Origin of the sequence: Streptomyces sp. NPDC052682 (genome assembly GCF_040678435.1) — a bacterium.
Lineage (GTDB): Bacteria > Actinomycetota > Actinomycetes > Streptomycetales > Streptomycetaceae > Streptomyces.
Window position 1 is genome coordinate 82,528 of record NZ_JBFATS010000008.1, and the last position, 18,522, is coordinate 101,049.

Consider the following 18,522-nt stretch of genomic DNA (forward strand, 5'->3'; position numbering starts at 1 on the left):
ACTCAGCCTCGTCATGGACAACACACTCGGCTCCCTCGGGCGCAACCGGTACGGCACGGCCCGCCGCACCACCATCCACGAGATTCCCGGTCACTCCCCTGCCGAGGCGCAGGACGTCTACGAGCCGGCCGGCCGGATCGAGATGACCGACGTCCCGCACGAGGCGACCGTCCTCCTGGACCAGGCCCTGAAGCTCCACATGGCCGCGATCACGCGCACGCTGCCGTCGGTCACCGGCCACCGGCCACCGGCCGTGGATCTACCTGGAATACGGCGCCGACCAGTACATCACCCCACATGCCGACGGTATCGCCCCCAATCCCCTCGCCTGTCCCCGCCAGATCGCCGCCGCGACGGTCACTCTCTCGGACATCCAGGACACCGGCGGGGCGTTCTACGTGGAGACCACTGGCAGCGACGCTGTCTGGTCCGCCGACGAGGCACCGACCGGATCGGGTTACGCCCCGGGGATGCGCTTCGCACATGACGGGACGGACATGTCCTCCCCTTGGTTCCGCACCATGGCCCGCACTCGATGGAGCGTCGCACCCGCTCCCGGCACGCTCGTGGTCTTCGGCAGCCAGCTCGTCCACGGCACCGAACCTGTCCGCGCCGGCCGCGTTCGCAAGTTCCTCACGCTCCTCGTCTCCGAGTAGGAGGCTTCGCCGCCATGACCGCCCCCCCCCCCCCGCGGCCCGCCCTGCAGCCACCCCTCCACCCAACCCACGGCCCCGACCAGAGGAGAGAGCGAGCAGTGGCAGAAGACAAGACGTTCGACGAGTTCCTGGAGGCAGTCGCCTCCCTGCGCGACAGCGACTCCGTGCGCACCACAGCGCACACCTCCAACGCGGCCACCGAGACCTGGCTGGCCACCACGGTGCAGCCCGACACCGCTGAGCCCACCACCAAGTCCTGACAACGCCACGAGGCCGGGCCCGTCCGGTCCGGCCCCGTTCCACCCCCGGAGCCCCAAGTGAGCGCTCCCTTTCCGGAAGCCGCGGTCGCCTTCGGCGGCATCACCGACCACCAGCGCCTACGGACCAGCCGTATCGCCTCCGTACTCGGCAACCGCCTCGGCTCGTCCGCTCTCGACTACGCTGTGGCCCACCACCTGCTCGAAGGCGCCGAACAGGCGGCGCGCGCCCGGGACGCGGACCGCCTCGCCTGGTACCGCCATACGACCGTGCGAGACCTGACCCACCTGTCGGCCGGCCCGCACATCGTGCTCAGCCCGTGTCCCGCCGACCTGCTCCGCTCGGAGATCTCCGAAACCGCGTACTACCTCATCGGCCCCGACACCAACCCTGCCCCACCCGAGGCCTTTGGCCTCGTTCGTGCCGCGATCGCCTCCGCGACCGAGCACGGCTTCAGGACCCTGCTCACCCAGCACGCCCCCGTCGTCTGCCTGCTCAACCGTCGCCGACTCGACGAGACTCTCCACAGTTGGGCCCTCACCTGCCTCCCAGGCACCGTCTTCACCGACTACACCGCCCACCCCGAGGTCCTGGCCCGCGACCTGATCCACGAGGCCGCCCACAACTGGCTCAACGACGCACTGGCCGCGTACGACGTGAGCCTCCCCGCCGACGTCAACTTCTTCTCCCCCTGGCGGGGAACTCCCCGTCCCATATACGGCTTCCTTCACGCCTGCTGGGCTTTCTCTCTCACCGTGATGTATGTACGGAAAGCACGGCGCAGCGCCACAGGCGCCGTCACACCCTTCCTCGACGCCCACCTGCGCCAGCAGGCGGTCCAGTTCGCTGCCGCTGCCGAGTGCTTGGATCAGGCCCTCGCATACGTGCCGGCAAACGAAATCCGTGAGCGCATCGGCCGGGCAGTCGGCAAGGTCGTAGGTCCTCCGTGAGCATCCGGCACGGGGGGCAAGCTCGGTTGGGTGGCCTTGGCACAGCCAAAGCGCTCACGGTAGGACTCTTGGTCCTCGACGCTACGGCACTCGTCTGGCTGGCGGACGCGACCATAGCGATCGCATTCGCCCACCCCTGGCTCCGTCGGCTCCTGCCGGTCAGCCGAACGTGAGCAGCGGAACGTCGTCGAGGTATGGGAGCGGGGCCGGCTCATCGTCGGCGGCGTGATCTCCACGATCAGCGATTCGCTGAGAACACCTTCGGGAGGCTGTAAGCCCCGCCTAAGGTGGGATCCATCACCGAAGGGAGCCCCAGGATGGACCCGATCACCGCCGCGGCCCTCGCCGCGCTCGCCGGCAGTCTCGGCAGCGAAGCCGGGCGCCAGGTGTGGCAAGGACTCACCGCGCTGGTGCGACGCCCGTTCGGGGGAGCCTCGGCACAGGGAACACAAGGCGACGGGACACTCCAGGTCAGCTCCGGCGAACTGGAAGCCGCCGCGCTGGAGAGAGATCCTGCCAACCCCATGCACGCGCAGGCGCTGGCCACGTGCCTCGGCGTGCGAGCGGCCCTGGATGGAGAGTTCCGTGAGCTACTCAATGAGTGGTGGCAACAGGCACAGGCCATCTCATTGAAGGGCGACGTGCAAAACAGCATCAGCGGCGGCACCCAGAACGGCCCCGTGCTCCAAGGTCGGGATTTCTCAAGCCTCACCTTCAACATGACGCGTGCCAGGACTGATCGTTAGGGTTTCACCAAGGTCGCAGCGGCACGCCGCCGCCTCCACAGCAGGGTGTTTTTGCTCGATCAGCTCAGGGAGATCATTCAGCCTGCGATTTCAGCCAGGCTTCGATAATCATCTCCGCTTCCTTTTCCTCGACCGCAGACTGCTCCAAGTCTTTTTCCCATTTCACAATGCGAAACAGCCCTCTCCGCCGCCATTCATCCAACGGCGCTTCGAGGTCTTCGCCATTCGCCTCGTCGAGAGCCCGCCTTGCAGCGCTATAGACGAGCCGCAATTCAACACCGACGACATGGTAGTCATCGCGTGCCGGAAGAAGCCGCTCATGCAGGGGCAAGCTCCTGTCTACCTCGACGCATCCGAGATAACTGTCAACTGTTTCACGCATCGCTGCATGCAGATCCGCCGCCTGCTCGTCACTGACTCCAGAAACGGTAGCCACCGCGAGGTTGCAAGACTTGATGAGAGCAGTAAGCCCAGGCACCGTCAGGGACTTCCAGAGGGCGGGTTCCCGAGCAAGGAAATGAGCAGCGAGATCAACAACCGCAACGCCTCTATCGTCGAAGAGCAGGCTCGCGATGGCCACGCCCAGATCACGTCGATACTCAGGGACAACCCGAGACACCTGGGTCAGCACATCCCGGTCGATCTGCCCGGGCAGCGCCTTGTCTTCATCAAACAGCAGAGCGATGCTCTTTCGGCTCACAGCGCCTCTTTCCCGAGATTGCCCCCTGGAGGGCTCCGATGGTTCCAAAGTGGACAGTTCGTTACGAAAGTCCGCCGCCGTCAAACCGGACGGCGTCGGAATGACAGATTTCTTTACATACTCAAACTGAGCTTGAAGCATGGTTTCCGGCTGCCCGAAAACAAGCGCGGAGATTCGAATCTGACCCCCTTCCGATACCGACGCGATAGTTCCGATACCGGAGAAGACCAGCGGCTCCTGAGCAGCGTCATGGAGCGTTGTAGTCGCGGTCGACGTCGTCAGCCAACGCGGATCAAAGGTGATGACCACCTTCCTTGTCCCGACGGTGAAGACGAGATAGGGATCTTTGGTCAGGACACCAGTCGGCTCTCTCAGAGGAACCTCGGGCGGATTGCTGCAGCGCATGGCGCTTTCGAAGGAGACCAGAAGACCCCGATGCACCTTGTCTGCCGTGCGTTCGCAGAGCGCTACCGCCTCCGCGTCCCATGTCTCGAACAAGGGGCGAACGATCCGGACGAACTCCCCTGGTGCCATCCCCTGGCCGCGAAACGGCCTCGTACCGTCGAGTCCGGCTTTCCTTGCCGCGGCTGCCACGGCGTTGCTCTGCGCGAGCATCGCCATACGGGGCAAGTTGACCAAGTCGACACTGGAGAATCGGGCTCGCCAGATCTGTGAGGACTTGCGCAGGTCCTCGGCAAGGGCCTCGTCGGGAGTATCGGCCACCGAAGGTATGCCAGTCATGGTGATGTTCACACCGCCATGGATCGCCCCGGCTTGGATGGCCGGGCCAGCCACCTGCCCGGAGAGTTCGTTTTTGACATCGGACGGTTTCGGAAAGGTGGCCTCTCCGCCCCCGACTTGCTCCGCTGCTGCCATCCGCTCATCCTCACGCCCGCGACCAGCCCGTCTGACAGGCAGTAAACACCATCTGCCTTACGCGCAAAGGGGGTTCGAGGCGACCCGCAGCGTGCCGGCCTGGCAACAATGCAAGGCCGCTCGAAGCGACTGTGGAGTAGCAGACGGCTTCCACCTCAGCGCGCCGAGAGGCGAGCCAACGAGACGGCTCGGCGAGCTCGAACCCCAGAGCCAACCAGCGGTCCTGGTCTCAGTTCTGGTCTCATTCGGCCTCGTTCGGCCCTGTCCGGGCGGGGCCGTCCTGAACTCTCCGCCGCAGGTCAGAACGCACCTGGCCCTCCCCGAACCCCCAGGCGAACATTTGGAAAGCGTGTTGGGGGCAACCCCTCACGAGTTCGAATCTCGTATCCTCCGCCAGTGCCTCACCGGGCACGATGTCGAAGGGCCCCACCGTTCGCGGTGGGGCCCTTCGACGTTGTCTGTCGCAGGTCGTTGCCGGGTGCTCCCAACCCGTGATCGAGTCGACTGCGGTGTGGCGAGCGTCATGTAGACCGCAGGAGCCGCTTCCAAGTGTGGAAGTCGGTGTTGGGGGCTCAGCGGCCCGCCGGTCGGCGAGGTGAACACGCACCCGTTGCCCTCCCAGTCGGCACCGTCCGCGATCCGCTCCCGCTCCTGGGCCTCCGGATGCTGCCGGAGAATCTTGATCAGCGATCGGGCAGACCGATGGTGCGCCGCCCGGCGCAGGACTTGGTGGCCTTGTTCTCGCGACGGGTCTGCTCCCGTCGCGGGCAGTAGCCAGCCTTCCGGCCGCATGGATCGTCCTTACAGCCGTGGGCGTACTTGGGCCGTAGACGGCTCCTGCGGATGCGGACGTATCCAGCGCGCCCTGTTGCGGAGCTTGGCTGCCTCGACAGGAGGCTCTGCACCTCCTCGATCGTGTACGGCTCGATGTCCTCCTCTTCAAGGCGCGGGCATCGGCGACCTCCGTCACTTCGGTGGCGACGTGCCCGCGTCTCACCCGGTAGAAGCGCTCCAGGTGCCGGGCTCAAGGCGGTCGAGCTTGTGAGCGCCCAAGCCGGGGACGAGGTGAACGCGTACCTCGACCTCGTAGCCGCCGTACGTGGTCTCGGAGACGTACGGCTAGGCGATGTTCTCGACAGTCCAGGCGGTGCGGATCAGTCGGCGGGCGTGGTCGCTGTTGTCGACCTGGGCGAATTCAGCGGCCTACTTCAGCGGCCGGTCCAGGGCGCCGGTCGCGGTCTCGGCTCCCTTGGTGGCGTACTTGGCGACTTCCCGGCGCAGGTAACTCGAGAAGCGCCGCAAGAGCGGACCGGCGTGGGCTTTCCATACTCAACCTTTCTCCTAAAGCAGTGATCAGCAGGCTGTCCCCTTGGCTGCCGGCGCACGAGACGGATCAGCAAGTGAGTAGCCCGCCGGGTGCGCCCTACCGCGCGATGTCTCGGCCTCATAGCTTGGGGTCATGGGATGGTTGACCCTGATCAGCACGTTGAGCGGCGGCGTGCTTGGCGTTGGCTCAACACTGGTCGTCGAAGCGGTGCGCACGAAACGAGATCAACGGCTCCGGCACGCAGAGCTGCGGCGGACTGCGTACGTCAGGTACCTCACTGCATTGACTGAGGCTGAAACCGCATTACAAACACTCGCGTTGAGTCGCCCCACGCCGATACCGAGTAGCGAAGTGGTGGAAGCTTTTCGCTCGACCGGCGTGATAGCGGCCAGGTATGAACTGTTTCTTGTAGCACCACCTACCGTCTACGACGCCGCACGCGAGTCTTACGACCTCCTGAGAGCGCTGCGAGTCGCGATCGCGACCACTAACGTCGAGGTAGGTGATGACTCCTCCGAGTGGAGGGCGCTCCACACCCCGTACGACACAGCCTTGCGGCATCTCCGCGCCGCCATGCGGGACTCACTGGGCCCTAGCTTCGAATAGGTCCGCACTCAATGCCATGGGACCTTGACCAGGACGACTTGTGATCGACGTCCGTCTTCCGTCTCATTCAGCCCGGGTCAGGCGTTCAGAGGGGCCCACCACTCCGACTCGCCGCATGAGCCAGCCGCCCATGAACGCAGGTGAACAACCCGGTACGCAGCCCGACGCCCCACTGCCGCCCCGCGCGGAGCGCTTGCGCTGGATCACCATCGTCCGCCCGTCCGAGAGACGCCCGACGACGTCGGCACCGTTGTCGTTCGCCCCGTCATCGCATCCACCTCGGCGCGTGTCCGAGGCCCAGCCCCCACCGCCTCTTCCTGCCGCCACAGACGATCCTGCCCCGCAGCTGCCGGTCCGTACGCCACCGCCTTCAGCCGCGTCGCCCGCCGCCTGCGGGCAGCCGTACCACGTCCGCGCCCTGCCAAGATCGAAGCCCTCCCTCACAGGTCCGTGTGCGACATGTCGGCGCAGCCGCGCTCCTTCGCGACTTGAGCCGACTGTGTGGACAGGCCGGAACTGGCGTGGCCCAAGCCACCTCACCCTCAGGGTGAGGACACCGACCCGAACCGCTTCTCCGGCCTGCGATGTCAGCTACTCCGGTCCGCGCGCCCTCCCGGGCAGCCATCGGGACAGCGCCCGCGGCAGCCACCACGCCCGGGCCCCCAGCACCTGCATGACCGCCGGGACGATCAGGCAGCGGATCACCAGCGCGTCTAGCAGGATCGCGGTCGCGAGGCCGAGGCCGAACTGCTGGAGCATGCGGCTGGGGCTCAGGACGAACGCGGCGAAGACGACGATCATGATGGCTGCGGCGGCCGTGATGACCCTGCCCGTGGCGGCCAGGCCCTCGCGCACCGCGTGGGAGTGGTCGCCGGTGTGCTCCCACTCCTCGTGGATGCGGGAGACGAGGAAGACCTCGTAGTCCATGGAGAGGCCGAAGACGATCGCGAAGATCATCACAGGGATGAAGGCCTCCACCGGGCCCGCCGGTACCCCGAACCAGCCGTGCTGGAAGACCAGGGTGATCACGCCCAGCGCCGCAGCGATGGACAGCAGGTTCAGCAGCGCCGCCTTCAGCGGGATGAGGAGGGAGCGGAAGAGCAGCAGGAGCAGGAGGGCGGACAGGCCTACGACGATCGTGACGAACAGCGGCATGCGGGCCGCCACCGAGTCCGCGAAGTCCTGGGCGGCCGCCGTGGGGCCGCCGACCAGGTACGTGGCGCCGGTGCGGTCGGCCAGGCCGGGCAGGACGTCGTCGCGCAGGGTGTGGACGAGGGTCGCCGTGCGCTCGTCCTGGGGGGCGGTGGCGGGGAAGGCGAGGAGGGTGGACAGGGCGCCGTCGGGCGTGGGGAAGGGGGATGTCGTGGCCGCTATGCCGGGGGTGCCGGACAGCGTCGTCCGCAAGTCCTGCGCCGCTGCCGGGCCGCCCTGGGTGACCACGACCAGCGGGCCGTTGAAGCCGGGGCCGAAACCCTCGGCCAAAAGGTCATAGGCGCGGCGGCTGGTGGAGGTGGCCGGGTCGTTGCCCGCGTCGGCGAAGCCCAGGCGCAGGCCGAGGGCCGGGGCCGAGAGGGCGAGCAGGGCCGCGGTCGCGGCGAGCAGGGCGGACAGCGGGCGGCGCTGGACCGCCGAGGCGAGGCGGTGCCAGCGCCGGCCTTCCCGCCTGCCGTCGGCCTGGGTCCGGGCCGCGCGCCGGCGGACCCGGCGTTCGACGCGGGCGCCGAGCAGGGCCAGCAGCGCCGGGAGCAGGGTCAGGGACGCGGCCATGGTGACCAGGACGGTCAGCGCCACGGCCAGGGCCACACCCTGCAGGGAGCCCAGCCCCAGGGCGACCAGGCCGAGCAGGGCGATGATGACCGTGCAGCCCGCGAAGAAGACCGTACGGCCCGCCGCGTCGAGGGCGATGCGGACGGCCGTGTCCCGGTCGTGTCCGTGGGTCAGCTCGTGACGGTAGCGGTAGAAGATCAGCAGGGCGTAGTCGACGCCGACGCCGAGGCCGACCAGCATCATGATCGGCGGGGTGAAGTCGGCGACCGTGAAGACGTGGGAGGCCAGGGCGATCAGGCCCACCGCGCCGCCGACCGCGAACAGGGCGGTGACCAGGGGCAGCGCTGCTGCCACCAGAGAGCCGAAGAGCAGGACGAGGATGACCAGGGCGGCCAGCAGGCCCGCGCCCTCGGCGGCTCCGCCGCCCTCCTCCTCGGCGCCGCGCACCGCCTCGCCGCCGAGCTCCACGGTCAGGCCGTCCCCGGCGGCGGAACGGGCGGTGTCGATGATCCGGGTGACGTCCTGCCGGGGCACCTGTTCGGCCCGGCCGTCCAGGACGACGGTGGCGTAGGCGATCGTGCCGTCCCGGGAGACGGCGGAGGCGTCGGCGTACGGGCTGCGGACCTCGGCCACGCTCGGCAGGTCGCGGACCCGGGTCAGCAGCCGTTCCACGGCCGTGCGGTCACCGGCCACGCCGTCACGGTCCTGGAAGACGATCTGCACAGTGTCGCCGGCCTGCGCCGAGCCATGCTCTGCGAGCAGATCGGCGGCGGTCTGGGAGTCGGTGCCCGGCAGTGTGAAGTCGTTGCGGTAGGCGCTGCCCGCGCTCTGCGCGCCGGCTGTGACGGCGCCGACCAGGACGAGCCAGAGGACGAGGGCGGTCCAGCGGTGCCGCCGGGACCAGCTTGCCAGGCGGCCGAAGACGCCCGGGAGGGGGGCGGTCGCCGTCCCGGAGGACGGGGTGGCGGAGGTGCGGATACTCATGCACGGCAGGGTCGGGCGACGGCACCGCACGGCGCGTCGGCCCCGGGCTGACACCTGGCGTACCGCACGAGTCGGGGGTGGCCGGGCCGTCGTACACCCGTGGTTGCGAGGCTTGTCGCACGCCCCCGGCGCGCAGCCTCATCGCACGCCCGTCCTCGCCGCCCCTCGTACGCACACTCTCGTCGCACGCCGCCATCGCCGACTTCCTGCGTACGTCCATGGTGGCCGGCCCGCACCCGGCCTTCCTGCCCATGCCGTACGCCCGCGCGCTACTCCGTCAGCCACCCCGGTCGGACCATGCCCGACTCGTAGGCGAGGATCACCAGTTGGGAGCGGTCGCGGACGGCCAGTTTCGTCATGATGCGGCTGACGTGGGTCTTGGCCGTGGCGGGGCTGAGGACGAGGCGGGCGGCGATCTCGTCGTTGGTCAGGCCCGCGGCGACCAGGCACATGACCTCGCGCTCCCGGTCGGTGAGGGCGTTCAGGCGCGGGCCCGGCTGCGGGGGCCGGGCACGGCCGGCGAACTCGGCGATCAGGCGGCGGGTGACGGAAGGGCTGATCAGGGCGTCGCCGCGGGCCGCGACCCGGACGGCGTGCACCAGTTCCTCCGGCTCGGTGTCCTTCACCAGGAAGCCGCAGGCGCCGGCGCGCAGGGCGCCGTAGACGTAGTCGTCCAGGTCGAAGGTGGTCAGGATCACCACGCGTACGGCGTCCAGGTCCGGGTCGGCGGCGATCTCCCGGGCCGTCTCGAGGCCGTCGACGCCCGGCATGCGGATGTCGAGGAGGAGGACGTCCGGGTGGAGCGCGCGGCAGGCGGCCAGTGCCTCGGCGCCGTCGGCCGCCTCGCCGACCACCTCCAGGTCGTCCTCGTCCTCCAGGATCGAGCGGAACCCGGCCCTCACCAGGCGCTGATCGTCCGCCAGTACGACAGTGATCATGGTGGGGGGAGTACTCCGTTCAGGAGCGGACGGCGTCGGTGGTACGGCAGGACGGCCCGGACCGTGAAGCCACCGTCCGGGGCCGGGCCCGCCGTCAGGGCGCCGCCCAGGGCCCTGGCCCGCTCGCGCATGCCGGTGATGCCGCTGCCGGGAGCGGTGCCGGGGACAGGGCTGGAGGGGCCGCGGCCGTCGTCGGTGATCTCCAGCGTCAGCGCGTCCGGGCCGCGGCCGGTGCGGACGGTCACCCTGGTGGCTCCGGAGTGGCGGGCGACGTTGGTGAGGGACTCCTGCACGATGCGGTAGGCGGCCAGGTCCACCTCGGGAGGCAGCGGCGGCCCGGGCGGTCCGTCGGTGTGCACGCGGACGTCGAGACCGGCCAGCCGCGCGGACTCCACCAGGTCGCCGAGCCGGTCCAGGCCGGGTACGGGTGCCGTGGGGGCGGCCTCGCCGGCCTGCCGCAGCACGCCGAGGGTCGCGCGCAGCTCGCGCAGCGCCTCCCGGCTGGCCTCCTTGACCGCGCCGAGTGCCTGTTCGGCCCGCTCCGGGCCACCGGCCGGGTCCTTGCGCAGCCGCCGCAGGGCGGCCGCCGACTGCACGTTGATGAGGGAGAGGTGATGGCCGACCACATCGTGCAGCTCCCGCGCGATGCGCAGCCGCTCTTCGCTGACCGCCCGCCGCTCGGCCTCCCGGGCCAGGGCCAGCCCGGTGTGCCGCACCCAGCCGAGGGCGACCACGCCGACCAGCCAGCCGGTCATCATGAACAGGGCGACACCGTTGACGTCGTGGTTGCCCAGCAGCGTGCCCGCGCCGGTGAGCAGCAGGGCGAGCGCAGCCAGGGCGACCGCCGCGCGCGGCCGGCCGTCTGCGGCGACCGTGTAGAGCGCGAGGACCGGGACCACCATGAGTGGGCCGTCGTAGCGGCTGACCAGGTAGTAGACCATCGTGACGGCCAGGGTGAGCACGGCGGCGGACACCGGGTGGCGGCGGCGCGGGTACAGCGCCCCGCAGGCCGCGGCCATCAGCGCCCAGGTAAGGGCCGTGACCGGCCAGGGCTCCTCCCGCGGGCCGACCAGCGACTGCAGGCTGCCCACCGCCACGAGCGCGAAGACTCCCGAGGCCAGCGCGGCGTCCGCCGCCCGGCCGCGCGGCGGGCGCACCCGGGTGACCGCGTGCAGAACCATGCGAGTCAGCGTAGGCGGGGCCGGCCCGCCGTGGCGTCCCCCTCCGGGCGGACCGGACCCGCAACCCGGGAGGTACGCGGGCGCCGTCACCCGCAACCGGTGGGGTACGGCGAGTGTCCGCCCGGGGCCGATGCCCCCGGCCCCGTCGTGGGCCGACCCTGGGGCCATGAGCACCGACACCACGCCCCCGCTCGCCGCACGGCTGCGCCGCCTGAACCGTCCGATGGTGGCCGCGCTGACCGCAACCGCGCTGGTCCGGCCGCTGTTCTCGATCACCGGTCTGAGCGAGTCCCTCGGCAAGCCGGCCACCCCGCTCCTGCTGACCGTCCTCATCACGCTGGCCTGGGTCCTTGCGGTCGGCCTGACCCGTGTGCCCGAGCCGGTCCTCACCACGGTGGCCGCAGGACTGGGATATGCCCTGGCGGCCCTGGTCCTGAGCGCGGTCCTCTCCCCCCTCCTCGACGGAGAGCTACGGGGACCGCTGGCCCATCCGCAGGCCATCGTCCCGCTGTTCCTCGTCAACGCGCTGTGGGGCGCGTTCTGCGGGGTGTGCGCGCTGGGGGTGCGGCGGTTGCGCTCCTCGGTGTGACGCGAGTGTGACAGGGGTGGAGTGACGGAGGGTGGAACCACCGGGCGTGGGTGACCGGGAGTGGGGCGACCGGGCCTGGCGTTACGGAGGCGGGTGACGGAGCGTGAGGTGACGGTTCGTCAGTCTGCCGCCGCCCCCCGCGGGTAACCGCCCCCCATGGGCGACATCCTGGTGGGCACATGTTCCTGGACCGATCGGGCGCTGGTCGGCAGTGGCTGGTATCCGGCCGGGCGGCGGGACGCCGAGGGGCGGTTGCGGTACTACGCCGAGCGGTTTCCGGTGGTCGAGGTGGACGCCACGTACTACGCCCTGCCGAGCGAGCGGAACAGCCGGCTGTGGGCCGAGCGGACGCCGGACGGGTTCGTCTTCGATGTGAAGGCGTTCTCGTTGCTGACGGGGCATCCGACCCGGAGCTCGGCGCTGCCGCCGGACCTGCGGGGCGACGCGCGGGACGCGGGGGTGCTGGACGAGGTGTGGGTGCGGTTCGCGGCGGGCGTCGAGCCGTTGCGGCGGGCCGGGCGGCTGGGGAGTGTGCTGTTCCAGTTCCCGCCGTGGTTCCGGCCCGGGAAGCGGGCCGAGCGGCTGCTGGCCGAGACCGCCCGGCGGACCCGGGGCTGGCCCCTCGCCGTGGAGTTCCGGCATCCCTCCTGGTGGGACACGCCGCAGCAGACGGAGGCCACCTGCGCGCTGCTCGCGCGGTACGGCATGGCCGCCGTCGCCGTCGACATGGTGCAGACGCTGCCGGGTTCGATCCCGCCCGTCACGCCCGTCACCTCGCCCCGGCTGTCCGTCGTGCGGTTCCACGGGCGCAGCCCCGCCTGGGGCACCGGCAGCAAGGAGGACCGGTTCCGGTACGGCTACCGCGACGAGGAACTCGCCGAGTGGCTGCCCCGGGTGCGGTACCTGGCCGAACGCACCGGCCAGGTGCACGTGCTGTTCAACAACTGCTGCGGCGACGCCGCCGTCCGGGCCGCCGAGGCCATGACCCGGCTGCTCGGCGAGCCGTCCGCTACCGCGCGATCCGCACCGGCCTCGTCACACTCACCTGGTCGAGCTCGGACACCCTGATCGTCGCCTTCATCGTCCAGGTGCCCGGCAGCGGCAGGGTGAGGTCGTTCGTGGCCCAGTAGCCGCCCCGGTCGGTCACCCTGGCGTCGATCGGGCCGATCTTCCGGTCGGGGAGCGTGAAGGACAGCCGCAGTTCGGGGATGGTGGTCAGGCCGCCGTCGGCGCCGAGCACCACGGCCTGCACACCGTTGTCGCCGGTCCGGCCCGGGTCGAGGGTGATCTGCACGGTGCCGCTGCCGCCCGGGGTGCCGGTGTCGAAGGGGACCGTGACGACCGTGGCCCCGGGCAGTCCGGGGGTCGTCGCGGGTGTCCGGGCCGCCTCCGCCTCCGCGCGGCCGGGCAGGGTGCCGGTCAGCACGGTCGTGACCGTCAGCACCAGCGCGGCGACCACCACTTCGGCCAGTACGGAACGGCGCAGCGCGCGACGGTGGGTCTGCGTGGGTCCGGTGTCCCGCCCGCCCGGGTCCTCCGGTCGCGTGTCGGGCCGCTGCGGGGCGGCCGGCGAACCGCCCACCGGCTCCAGCACCCGCTCCCGTTCCCGTACGGCCGTCTCCGTGCCCGTCCCGGCCGACGCCGTCACCAGCCGTGCCGTCCAGCGGCGCGAGGCACCCGCCGCCATGAGCAGCGCCACCACCGCCGCCAGTTTCAGCAGCAGGATCCGGCCGTACGACGTCCCCGTGAGCGCCTGCCAGGAGCCGAGGCCGCGCCAGGACTGGTAGACGCCGGTGACGGCCAGGACGATGACCGAGGTGAAGGCGGTCCGCGAGAAGCGGGCGACCGTGGTCACGGGCAGGACAGGGGCCGGGCGGCGCAGCAGGATGAGCAGGGCGGCCAGGCCGCCGAGCCACACCGCCGTCGCCAGCAGGTGCAGCACGGAGGAGGTCATCGCGAGCGGCACCTGGATCCCGGCGGAGGCGTGCTCGGCGGTGGCCCAGGTCAGCGCCAGGGCCACGGCGAGGATGCCGCCCGCGGCGAGGGCGGCGGGCCGGGTCCGGCCGGCCGGCTCGCGCCGGGAGAGCCGTACCAGGAACACCGCCGTCACCGGCAGCAGGGCGAGCCGGGCCAGCAGGGCGATGCCCGGGCGGCTGCTCAGGGTGCGGGTGAGCGCCGAGGCGTCCAGGGCGCCGGCGGGGCTGGTGCCCGCCTCGTACGGGGCGCGCAGGACCAGCAGGACCAGGGTGCTGCCCAGCAGGGCCCACCAGGCGGCCCGCAGCGGCCGGCCCAGCGGGGCCGGATCCGGCGGGCGGCACAGCGCCGCGAAGGCCGCCGCTCCGACGAGCAGGGCGGCGGCGAGGTAGGCCAGCAGGCGCGCGGTGTCGTACAGGCTGCCGGTCAGGGGGTGTTCGACCGGGCCGGTGGGCAGGGCGGCCGGGGTGGGTGAGGGCGTGCCGACCGAGAAGGTGAAGGCGCCGGAGACCGGGTGGCTGTCGGCCGACACCACCCGCCAGGCCACCGTGTAGGTGCCCTCGCCCGCCTTGCCGGGCAGGGTGACGCGGGCGGTGTCGGAACGGCCGTCGGCGTGCCGCGGTTCGCCCGTGCGCACGCGGTGGCCGTCGGGGTCGTAGACGCGGAAGGAGTCGTCGAGCAGGCCGACGGACTCGGTGAACGTCAGGGTGACGTGGCGGGGGGCCGCCTTCAGGACGGTTCCGTCCTTGGGGTCGGTGCCTTTGAGGGCGGCGTGGGCCGTCGCGGGTCCGGCGCCGCCGAGGAGGAGCAGGACCAGCACGGCAGCGAGCAGCACCAGGCCTTGAAGCCGCCGTCGTCCGGTTCGGTCGTAGGCACGCTCACACCTCACGTCGTCGCTCCGTCGCTGGACTCGCCGTGTCGTGCGTACGTACGGACGCGGGCCGCGATGTGCTCACCACGTCGGCCGGGCCGACGCCCCGCCGTCCACCACCAGGTCGTGGCCGGTGATCCAGGACGCCATGCGGGAGGCCAGGAACACGCAGGCGTCGCCCACGTCCTCCGGGCGGCCGAGCCGGCCGGCCGCCGCGGCCTGCCGCCAGCGCCGTACGCCCTCCGGCCAGGCCTCGGCCAGGCCCTCCCGGTCGATCAGGCCGGGGGAGACGGTGTTGACGCGCACGCCCCACGGGCCGTACTCCTGGGCCGCCGAGCGGGCGTGCATCACGACGGCCGCCTTGGAGGCGCAGTAGTGGGCGTGGCCCGGGGCGGGGCTGCGGGCCTCCACGGAGGCGATGTGGGTGACCGAGCCGCCGCCGTCCTGGTCCCGCATCAGCTCCGCCGCGGCCTGGGTGCAGGCGAAGACGCTGGTCAGGTTGGTGTCGACGACCGCCCGCCAGTCGGCCGCCGTCATCCCGGCGAGATCCTGGACGGGCTGCACGCCCGCGTTGTTGACGAGCGCGGTGAGCCGTCCGCCGCCCCACTCGGCGGCCTGGCGGACCAGGTCCCGGCAGGCGTCCTCGTCGGTCAGCTCGGCCCGCAGCACGACGGCCGCGCCGCCCGCCGCCCGGATCCGGCCGGCCGCCTCCTGCGCGCCGGACACGGAGGTACGGCAGTGCAGCGCCACGGCCGCGCCCTCCTCGGCGAACCGCAGCGCGATGCCCTGTCCGACGCCGCCGCCCGCGCCCGTCACCAGGGCGACCTGGCCGGCCAGCAGACCCTCCCGGCTCATGGGCGGCTCAGCTCCCTGATCCGGTCGGCACACTGCGGGTAACGGGCCGTCAGCTCGGCGGCGCCCCCGTGCTCGTAGCCCTCGTAGGTGAAACCGGGCGCCATCGTGCAGCCGAACAGCGTCCACGCGCCGCCCGCCACCACCCGGGCGCCCATCCAGGTGCCGGCGGGGACGACGATCTGCACGTCCTGGCCGGCCAGGACGTCCGGCCCGAGCACGGCCGTCCTCGACGTGCCGTCCGGGGCGAGGAGCAGCAGCTGAAGCGGGTCGCCGAGGTGGAAGTGCCAGATCTCGTCGCTGGGCAGGCGGTGCAGCGCCGAGAAGTCGCCGGCGGTGAGCAGCGCGACGATGGCCGTGCCCTCCGGCCTGCCGTCCGGCCTGGCCGGCCCGGCCCAGGTCTGCCGGAACAGGCCGCCCTCTTGCGGGATCGGCTCCAGCCCGTAGTGGGCGATGAGGTCCTCAGGGGTCACCCGCCGAAGGCTACCGCCCGGTCCAGGAAGGCGAGCTGCGCCTTCTTCTCCGGCAGGTACACGTCGGGCAGGTCGACCTCCGGCAGGACGACGACCGGGCCCGTGGTGAAGCCCTGCCGCAGGAAACGGGCGAGGGCCTTCTCGTTGCGCACGTCCGGGTCGACCACGACCCGCTCGCGGCCCAGGCCGAGCAGCACGTAGGAAGCGATGACGGTCACCAGGGCCGAGGTCCAGCCGGACCGTGCGCCGCCCGGGCCGGCGGGGGCGAGCAGCAGGTGGACGCCGATGTCGCCGGGGCGCACCGGGTAGCAGGCGCCGACCCGGTCGGCCTCCGGCTCGTAGGTCTGCAGCAGCGCGGCGGGCTCGCCGTCCTTGACCAGGAGGTAGGCGTGGTGGGTGTCGAGCGTGGCCAGGTGGGCGTAGATGCCGGCGACCTGCTCCTCCGTGAGGCCGGTCATGCCCCAGAAGGCGGCGCGTTCCTCGCTGACCCAGCGGTGGATCGTCCCGGCGTCGGCGCGGGCGTCCAGCGGCAGCACGCGGACGGTGCCGAAGCCGTCCACCGCCTGCTCGTGGACGGCCGTGCGGGAGGCGTACGGGTCCTGGGACGCCGGGGTGTCAGACATCGGTCTCCTTGGTCAGCTGGGCCCAGTCGGTGACGACCGGGACGAGGTCTCCCCCGAGCCACAGGGGGAGCTGGTCACGGTGGTGGGGTGAGCCGGGGACCCCGCAGGCGCCGAACGGCACGACCCACCGGCTGTCCTCGCGGCGCGCCAGGTCCCACACGTACCGGGCGGCCGGGCCGCGCGCGGCCAGGTCGGTCAGCCCGGGCACGGCGGAGGTGCACAGCACGCAGTCGTGGTCGCCGGACAGGCCCGGTGCCTCGTACGACGGGTCCGGGAGGGCTCGCCAGGGGGCCAGGCGGTGGGTGTCGCCCCAGGCCGGGGCCGGTGGGCCTGCGGCCACCTCCTCCAGCGCGGCGCGGACGGCCGCCGGGCGGTCGATGCCGTACAGGTCGGGCGCGGTCAGCAGGTGCTCGAGGGCGAAGCCGATCCGCGGCAGCGGGGCCAGCCAGGGCAGGAAGACCTCCGGGTAGGCGGGCGGGGTTGCCAGCGCGGCGAACACGGGGTGCGCCGCCAGGTGCCGTACGACCGCGCCGCGCAACGCCGCGTACGCCGCCGCGTCCGTGCTGCCGGCGTCCATACGGCGGTCCCAGCGCAGCAGGCGGTCCCGGAGGGCGGCGGCCTCGGGGCTGAGGTCTTCCAGGGCGCTCAGGTACTCCAGCAGGGCTGCGGCCGAGCCGAGGTGGGTGTCCATGTGGAGGGCGGGCATGTCCGCGGCGGACCAGCGGCGCTTGCGCCCGAGCAGGGCGGCGATGCGGTGGGCGCGGTGCGGCGGGGCGAACTCGACGCCGAGGGGCGCGGCCGGGCCGCGCTGGTTGGCCATCACGGCGACGCCGTCGCTCAGCCCGGCCCGGGGCGTCTCGTGCCAGCCGCGCCACTCGTGGCCGGGCTGCCAGGCGGGTACCGGGCGGAGCCGGTTGGCCTCGGCGCGCACCGGCACGCGGCCCGCGACACGGTGCAGCAGGCCGCCCTCGGTGTCGGCGGCCTGGACGACGTTGACCGGCTCGGCCCAGCGGTCGAAGGCCCGGTCGATGTCGGCGACCCGGCGGGCCCGCAGCAGCGGAAGCAGCGCCTCGAAGCCGAGGTCCCCGGTGACGCGGGGCGGGTAGCGCAGGCTGAGGGCGGCCGGCGGCCCGTCCGGCTCGGGCACACCGCCGTCCAGCCCCTCCGGGCCGCCGATCACCACCGGCCCCCGCTCGGTCTCGATCACCTCGACCTCGACGGGCTCCTCCCCCGCCACGGCGATGGTCTCGGTGTGCCGGGCGGCCCGCCGCCACACCCCGTCCGGGCCGAGCGCCTCGACGTCGGCGCCGGTGCGCCGCAGCCGCTCGCGGTACAGGTCCTGGTAGTCGGCCATGGCGTTGGTGATGGCCCAGGCGACCGTGCCGGTGTGGCCGAAGTGGGCGATGCCGGGGACGCCGGGCACGGCGAGCCCGACCACGTCGAACTCGGGGCAGGCCAGGTGGATCTGCTGGTAGACGCCCGGGTCCTCGATGAAGCGGTGCGGGTCACCGGCGATGACGGCCTGCCCGGTCACGGTCCGCTCCCCGCTCACCAGCCAGCCGTTGCTGCCGGAGGTGCCGGGCCCGTCGGTGGCGAACAGGGCGACGGCGTCCGGGCCGAGGCGGGCGGCGAGGTGGTCACGCCAGAGCTTGGCCGGGAAGCCCGCGAAGAGGATGTGCGTGCCGAGCCAGACGGCGAACGGGGTCCAGGGCTCCCAGCGGCCGGGCGCGAGCCCGGTGCGGCCGAACTCGGGGGCGGTCGCCTCGGGCAGCCCCTCGTTCACGCCGTCGACGTACGCCCGTACCCACGCGGCCGTCTCCGGGTCCTGCCGTCGAAGGCTCTCGAAGCACCGCCGGGCCGTGTCGGCGAGCCGGGCGCGCCGGGCGAACCGGTCCCAGGGCAGGGCCTCGGGGCCCAGGAAGGCGGCGGAGGTGCCCTGCGCCCGGTGCCGCTCGACCTCCAGCTGCCAGGCGCGGTCCAGGGCGGTCACGCGGCCCTGCGCCCGGGCCAGTTCGGCCGGGCTGTCCGCGCGCAGGTGCGGGATGCCCCAGGCGTCGCGGTAGATCTCGATGGCCACCTGTGACCCCGCTTCCCTTTAGGTTAGGCTCGCCTAAGTCGGTCGTGGCGGAATCGTACGTGAAGGGTGAACAG

Annotated in this window: 15 protein-coding genes and 2 pseudogenes; 6 read left to right on the plus strand and 11 right to left on the minus strand. The window is 71.9% G+C overall.

Translation table 11 applies throughout. From position 1 onward, the window contains the following. Positions 1-308: 308 nt before the first annotated feature. From AB0K80_RS14390 to AB0K80_RS14405, 4 genes are all read left to right on the plus strand, one after another. Complete coding sequence (locus AB0K80_RS14390; RefSeq protein ID WP_365669711.1) at positions 309-656, plus strand: hypothetical protein; 348 nt, start codon at positions 309-311, stop codon at positions 654-656. A 98-nt stretch (positions 657-754) separates the two neighbouring features. Next, positions 755-916, plus strand: a complete 162-nt coding sequence (locus AB0K80_RS14395) for a hypothetical protein (RefSeq protein WP_365669277.1) — start codon at positions 755-757, stop codon at positions 914-916. 57 nt (positions 917-973) lie between these two features. Further along, positions 974-1,864 carry an HEXXH motif-containing putative peptide modification protein gene (locus AB0K80_RS14400; RefSeq protein WP_365669278.1) on the plus strand — a complete coding sequence of 297 codons (891 nt, stop codon included), beginning with the start codon at positions 974-976 and terminating at the stop codon, positions 1,862-1,864. A gap of 317 nt (positions 1,865-2,181) precedes the next feature. Further along, on the plus strand, positions 2,182-2,610 hold the full coding sequence (locus AB0K80_RS14405) for a hypothetical protein (protein ID WP_365669280.1): 429 nt from the start codon (positions 2,182-2,184) through the stop codon (positions 2,608-2,610). Positions 2,611-2,683: 73 nt separating this feature from the next. Here the strand turns inward: AB0K80_RS14405 and AB0K80_RS14410 are convergent, their stop codons facing one another. The 6 genes and pseudogenes from AB0K80_RS14410 to AB0K80_RS14435 all read right to left on the minus strand — a co-directional run bounded on the left by AB0K80_RS14410 (position 2,684) and on the right by AB0K80_RS14435 (position 10,989). Next, on the minus strand, positions 2,684-4,186 hold the full coding sequence (locus AB0K80_RS14410) for a hypothetical protein (RefSeq protein ID WP_365669282.1): 1,503 nt from the start codon (positions 4,184-4,186) through the stop codon (positions 2,684-2,686). Between the two features lie 530 nt (positions 4,187-4,716). Further along, positions 4,717-5,323, minus strand: a pseudogene (locus AB0K80_RS14415) (site-specific integrase); the annotation flags it as partial. Beyond that, positions 5,321-5,455 (minus strand): annotated as a pseudogene (locus AB0K80_RS14420) (replication initiation protein); the annotation flags it as partial. The pseudogenes AB0K80_RS14420 and AB0K80_RS14415, both read right to left, overlap by 3 nt. A gap of 1,255 nt (positions 5,456-6,710) precedes the next feature. After that, positions 6,711-8,870: an MMPL family transporter gene (locus tag AB0K80_RS14425; protein ID WP_365669283.1), complete on the minus strand. Its 2,160-nt coding sequence runs from the start codon at positions 8,868-8,870 to the stop codon at positions 6,711-6,713. A gap of 269 nt (positions 8,871-9,139) precedes the next feature. Next, the gene (locus tag AB0K80_RS14430; protein WP_365669285.1) at positions 9,140-9,808 is read right to left on the minus strand and encodes a response regulator transcription factor; all 669 of its coding nucleotides are present in this window, start codon (positions 9,806-9,808) and stop codon (positions 9,140-9,142) included. Further along, on the minus strand, positions 9,805-10,989 hold the full coding sequence (locus tag AB0K80_RS14435; RefSeq protein ID WP_365669287.1) for a sensor histidine kinase: 1,185 nt from the start codon (positions 10,987-10,989) through the stop codon (positions 9,805-9,807). The genes AB0K80_RS14430 and AB0K80_RS14435 overlap by 4 nt, the downstream gene beginning before the upstream one ends. 166 nt (positions 10,990-11,155) lie before the next feature. On the opposite strand from AB0K80_RS14435, the gene AB0K80_RS14440 reads away from it, so the two are divergent. Both AB0K80_RS14440 and AB0K80_RS14445 read left to right on the plus strand, forming a co-directional pair. Continuing rightward, positions 11,156-11,578 carry a hypothetical protein gene (locus tag AB0K80_RS14440; RefSeq protein WP_365669289.1) on the plus strand — a complete coding sequence of 141 codons (423 nt, stop codon included), beginning with the start codon at positions 11,156-11,158 and terminating at the stop codon, positions 11,576-11,578. A 156-nt stretch (positions 11,579-11,734) separates the two neighbouring features. Continuing rightward, positions 11,735-12,646, plus strand: coding sequence for a DUF72 domain-containing protein (locus AB0K80_RS14445; RefSeq protein ID WP_365669290.1), 912 nt, complete (start codon positions 11,735-11,737; stop codon positions 12,644-12,646). Here AB0K80_RS14445 and AB0K80_RS14450 read toward each other — a convergent pair. From AB0K80_RS14450 to AB0K80_RS14470, 5 genes are all read right to left on the minus strand, one after another. Further along, a complete protein-coding gene (locus AB0K80_RS14450) occupies positions 12,588-14,387 on the minus strand; it encodes a copper resistance protein CopC (RefSeq protein ID WP_365669713.1) in 1,800 nt (599 codons plus the stop codon). The two genes, AB0K80_RS14445 and AB0K80_RS14450, sit on opposite strands and share 59 nt — an antisense overlap. Before the next feature lie 117 nt (positions 14,388-14,504). Further along, a complete protein-coding gene (locus AB0K80_RS14455) occupies positions 14,505-15,278 on the minus strand; it encodes an SDR family oxidoreductase (protein WP_365669292.1) in 774 nt (257 codons plus the stop codon). Further along, positions 15,275-15,748 carry a cupin domain-containing protein gene (locus AB0K80_RS14460; RefSeq protein ID WP_365669294.1) on the minus strand — a complete coding sequence of 158 codons (474 nt, stop codon included), beginning with the start codon at positions 15,746-15,748 and terminating at the stop codon, positions 15,275-15,277. Before AB0K80_RS14460 ends, AB0K80_RS14455 begins: the two co-directional genes overlap by 4 nt. After that, a complete protein-coding gene (locus tag AB0K80_RS14465) occupies positions 15,745-16,371 on the minus strand; it encodes a GNAT family N-acetyltransferase (protein ID WP_365669296.1) in 627 nt (208 codons plus the stop codon). Before AB0K80_RS14465 ends, AB0K80_RS14460 begins: the two co-directional genes overlap by 4 nt. Next, entirely contained in the window at positions 16,364-18,448 is a 2,085-nt protein-coding gene (locus AB0K80_RS14470; RefSeq protein WP_365669298.1) for a penicillin acylase family protein, read from the minus strand. Before AB0K80_RS14470 ends, AB0K80_RS14465 begins: the two co-directional genes overlap by 8 nt. Positions 18,449-18,522 lie beyond the last annotated feature (74 nt).